Source organism: Mesorhizobium sp. M7A.F.Ca.US.014.04.1.1 (assembly GCF_003998745.1).
GTDB classification, from domain to species: Bacteria; Pseudomonadota; Alphaproteobacteria; order Rhizobiales; family Rhizobiaceae; genus Mesorhizobium; species Mesorhizobium ciceri.
The window spans coordinates 1-4,119 of record NZ_RZRW01000507.1 but is presented as its reverse complement, the minus strand read 5'-3'; the positions used below and the strand labels follow the sequence as shown (position 1 = coordinate 4,119).

Sequence of the window (4,119 nt, the reverse complement as noted above, 5' to 3'; positions counted from 1 at the left end):
ATGGGCAGTTGGTCGAGCTTGGCATGACGGCGCAGATTGTCGGCGCCCCGGCCCAACCCTATACGCGCGCATTGCTCGATGCCGATATCGGCCTCGACACCAAGCCGCTGCTGAACCGAGCCGGGCTCCACGCATGAGCCTGCTGGCGGTGTCCAACCTCACCAAGCGCTACCGTCGCGGCGACAACACCATCGCTGCAGTCGACGATGTCTCCTTTCACATCGAGCCGGGCGAAACGCTGGCGTTGGCCGGACCCTCCGGCAGCGGCAAATCGACGATCGCGCGGGTGGTGCTGCGATTGATCGAGCCGGACGACGGACGCATCGAGTTCGAAGGCGACGATTTCCTGGCCCTGCGCAGCGCAGCACTGCGTGCCCGCCGCGCGCGCCTGCAAATGGTGTTCCAGGACCCGCTTGCCGCCTTCAACCCGCGCGCCACAGTGGCGCGTGTGCTCGACGATCCCTTGCGCATCCATGGCATCGCTTCCCGCAGCGAGCGCCCGCGCCGCATCGCCGCCTTGCTGGAGCGCGTCGGGCTGACGGCGGACCTCGCCCCGCGTGCCATCCATGAAATCTCAGGCGGCCAGCGGCAGCGCGTCGCCATTGCCCGCGCCATCGCCACGAAGCCGTCGCTGATCGTGCTCGATGAAGCGGTGTCGGCGCTCGACGTTTCCGTGCGCGGGGAGATCCTCGAGCTTTTGCTCGACCTGCAGCGCCAGGAAAAGATCGCCTATCTCTTCATTTCACATGATCTCGGCGTCATCCGGTCGATCGCCCACCGCGTTATCCTTCTCGACGCCGGCCGGGTTGCCGAGAACGGCGATGCCCGAACCGTCATCGACGCACCGCAATCGGCCATTGGAAAGGCGCTGGTGGCGGCAGCACCGAGATTGAACCGGACCCTGATGCGGCTGGCGTCGGCCGGCCTCGATTGAGACCCGGCCGCCACCATCCGTTCGCTCAATAGCCGACGGTGAAGCGCTGCCTGATATGGGCCGGCTTCTCGATCTCGTCGACCATGACGATCGCGTAGTCCTCGAAGGAAATGCTGCTGCCCTCGTCGGAGGCGAGAAGCGTGTCCTTGCCGAGGCGGAATTTGCCGGTGCGCTCGCCAGGCACGAACATGGCGGATGGCGACAGGAACGTCCAATCGAGGTCGTCGACCGTCTTCAATCTGTCCAGGAAGTCGGCGCCCTTCTGCGCTTCTGCCTTGTAGATCGCCGGGAAGTCGGGGCTATCGACCAGCCGCTTGCCGGGCGCGACTTCGAGACTGCCGGCGCCGCCGACGACGAGATAGCGCTTCACGCCGGAGGCGCGCACCGCCTCGATCAGTGCATCGGTATCGCTATCCAGGAAATGCACAGAGCTGATCACAGCGTCATGGCCGCGGATCAGGTCCGCGAGACCTTCTGTGTCGAAGACATCGCCCTTCCTGGCCGTCACGCCCGGAAGCGCGACAATCTTTTCCGGGTTGCGCGCGATGCCCGTGACGGTATGGCCGCCATCGGAGAGTTCCCTGAGAAGGCGCGAACCGACAGCGCCCGATGCACCAATGAGAGCGACTTTTGCCATGTCTGTTTCCTTATGCTTGGGGGTCTGGAGGATGGGGTCACGCCGCCGCGATGTGGGCGACGAGATTGTCGAAGCTGCCGAACAGCGCGTTCGAACCGATGAGCCGGGGCGCATCGTTGCGGATGACCGCGAGCGAAGGCACGCCATCGGCATGCAGGCGCTGGAACAGCGCACGGCCACGGCCAACCTGATCGCGGTGAGCCGCCAGCAATGTTTCGGTCGGCGCCTTGAGCATTTCGGCGGCGTCCGCCATGCCGTCGGCGGCGAGCACCTCGGCCACACCGCCGATCGTCACGACATCGCGTCCTTCTACATAGCGCGCATGCTGGATCGTCTTCAGCGCCGCAAACCGGCGGCTAGGGTCCTCCAGGCCAGCGGCAGTGATGCCGAGTGTGGCGGCATGTGAGTCGAGCAGGGTGCCACGGACATTGAGGACATTGTGCCGGTAGGCCGGCGTGAACGATTGTCCGGTCAGGCGCTCGATGCGCTGGTCGTTCGCCCAGGCGTGCGCCGCAAAACCTTCATCCATCGGACGCGCGCCGGCGCCGGAAAACAGGCCGGTCGGCAGCAGCTCGACGCGCACGCCGGCGGCCGACAACCGGCCGAGCATCCGGGTGGCACCATAGCACCAGCCGCAGAGCGGATCGAAAAGATAGGTCACTTCTGAATTGTTCATAATCGCTGCTACCCATGATCCGGCTGCCGGCTTGATCGAATGCCGTTGGCTGATATGTGGCAGGTGGGGGTCTTGCGATAAATGGCACCCAATAATACAAACTGTATGATCTGATCATACAAATGGCAGCCAGCTTGGCCGAACTTCTGAACCTCAATCGGCTCGCCTACTTCACCACGGTGATGGAAACCGGCTCGTTCACGGCCGCAGCCAACCGGCTTGGCGTCGCCAAGGCCGTGGTCAGCCATCAGATCGGCAAGCTCGAAGAGGAACTGGGCGCAACGCTGCTGCAGCGCACGACCCGGCGTGTCACGCCGACCGAAGAGGGGCGCCTCTTCTATGACCGCGCGATGATCATCCTGCGGGAAGCGGAGGCCGCCTATGGCGAAATCTCGCGCGGGGCCGTCGAACCGAGCGGAACGCTGAGGCTGACGGCGCCGCTCGACTACGGCACCAAGATGGTGGCTCCGGTCATGGCGGCCTATCTCAGGACCTATCCGCAGATGCGCGTCGAGGCGATCTTCGACGACGCCGTCAGCAATCTGGTGGACGAGCAGATCGATCTCGGCATCCGCGTCGGCTGGCTCACCGATTCCTCGAACCAGGCGCGGCGGCTGGGGACGATCCGGCAAATCGTGGTGGCGAGCCCTGGCTTCGCGGCGAGCCTGCCGCCCGACCTGACGCCGCACCAGGCAAGATCGCTGGCCTGGGTCGGCAACACCCAGTTGCGCGGCATCGGCCAATGGCTGTTTTCCAGGGATGGCGAAACGGTGCTGACCGAGCTCAATCCGGTCCTCATGTGCGACAAGAGCCCCGCCGCCCTTGCTTGCGTGCTCGTCGGCATCGGGCTGGGCGTCTTTCCGGACTACAGCGTCAGCGACGATATCGCCGAGGGGCGGCTGGTGCCGGTATTTGCCGACTGGAGCCTGCCGTCAGGCGGCATCCACGCAGTCTTTCCGCCGGCCCGGTTCCGGCCCGCCAAGGTGCGCACCTTCGTCGATCTGCTCGCGGCGGCCGAGAAGCGGCGATCGCGCGGTGTTGCCACGGCTTGAAGCCGATGGCGGTCAGCGGGCCTCTTGCAGGATCATCTCGGCTGCCTTCTCCGCGATCATGACGACCGGCGAGTTGGTGTTGCCCGAGACGATTGTCGGCATGATCGAGGCATCGACCACGCGCAGCCCGGCAAGCCCGTGAACACGCAGGCCGTCGTCGACCACCGCCATCGTATCCGAACCCATCTTGCAGGTGCCGACGGGGTGGAAGATCGTCGTGCCGATATCGCCGGCCTTGCGGATGAGCTCTTCATCGCTGTCATACTGCGTGCCGGGCAGCATCTCTTCCGGCGCAAAGCGCGCCACCGCCCGAGCCTTCATCAAGCTGCGGACATGGCGCAACGACGCGACGGCCACGCTGCGGTCTCCCTCGGTGGAAAGATAGTTCGGCCGGATCTTCGCCGTCTCCCGCGCGTCGGACGAAGCCATGTGCACGCTGCCCCGGCTTTCCGGACGCAGATTGCAGACCGAGACGGTGACCGCGGGAAAGCGATGCAGCGGCTCGCCCAGACGGTCGGTGCTCAGCGGTTGCACATGATATTCCAGATCGGGCGTTGCGAGGCGCGGATCGCTCCTGGCGAAGATGCCGAGCTGGCTTGGCGCCATCGACAGCGGCCCGCTGCGCTTGAGCGCGTATTCCAGCCCCATCGACGCACGGCTGACCAGATTGTGGTAGCGCTGGTTGAGTGTGGCGGTGTTGGCGACCTTGAAGACGGTGCGTATCTGCAGATGGTCCTGCAGATTTTCCCCGACACCCGGCAGCGCGTGACGGACATCCACGCCGATGCCCGAGAGCAGGTCGGGGCGCCCCACCCCCGAC

At 65.3% G+C, this 4,119-nt stretch carries 5 protein-coding genes; 2 read left to right on the top strand and 3 right to left on the bottom strand.

The annotated features are described in order from the left end of the window. Nucleotides 1–133 precede the first annotated feature (133 nt). The gene (locus EOA22_RS26250) at nt 134–934 is read left to right on the top strand and encodes an ATP-binding cassette domain-containing protein (RefSeq protein ID WP_013529483.1); all 801 of its coding nucleotides are present in this window, start codon (nt 134–136) and stop codon (nt 932–934) included. A gap of 25 nt (nt 935–959) precedes the next feature. Here EOA22_RS26250 and EOA22_RS26245 read toward each other — a convergent pair whose 3' ends face one another. Both EOA22_RS26245 and EOA22_RS26240 read right to left on the bottom strand, forming a co-directional pair. Continuing rightward, nucleotides 960–1,571, bottom strand: coding sequence for an NAD(P)-dependent oxidoreductase (locus EOA22_RS26245; protein WP_063169057.1), 612 nt, complete (start codon nt 1,569–1,571; stop codon nt 960–962). 37 nt (nt 1,572–1,608) lie between these two features. After that, complete coding sequence (locus EOA22_RS26240) at nt 1,609–2,247, bottom strand: DsbA family protein (RefSeq protein ID WP_024504444.1); 639 nt, start codon at nt 2,245–2,247, stop codon at nt 1,609–1,611. A 134-nt stretch (nt 2,248–2,381) separates the two neighbouring features. Here EOA22_RS26240 and EOA22_RS26235 point away from each other — a divergent pair, with 134 nt between their 5' ends. After that, nucleotides 2,382–3,299: a LysR family transcriptional regulator gene (locus tag EOA22_RS26235; protein WP_063170340.1), complete on the top strand. Its 918-nt coding sequence runs from the start codon at nt 2,382–2,384 to the stop codon at nt 3,297–3,299. Between the two features lie 12 nt (nt 3,300–3,311). On the opposite strand, the gene EOA22_RS26230 is transcribed toward EOA22_RS26235, so the two are convergent. Further along, nucleotides 3,312–4,119 (bottom strand): GMC oxidoreductase (locus EOA22_RS26230; protein ID WP_245478689.1); only part of this gene is annotated, 808 nt, incomplete at its 5' end.

Bases quoted from the DNA above. Each gene is read 5' to 3' on its own strand.
- EOA22_RS26250 (WP_013529483.1), top strand. From the start codon at position 134: ATGAGCCTGCTGGCGGTGTCCAACCTCACCAAGCGCTACCGTCGCGGC.
- EOA22_RS26245 (WP_063169057.1), bottom strand. From the start codon at position 1,571: ATGGCAAAAGTCGCTCTCATTGGTGCATCGGGCGCTGTCGGTTCGCGC.
- EOA22_RS26240 (WP_024504444.1), bottom strand. From the start codon at position 2,247: ATGAACAATTCAGAAGTGACCTATCTTTTCGATCCGCTCTGCGGCTGG.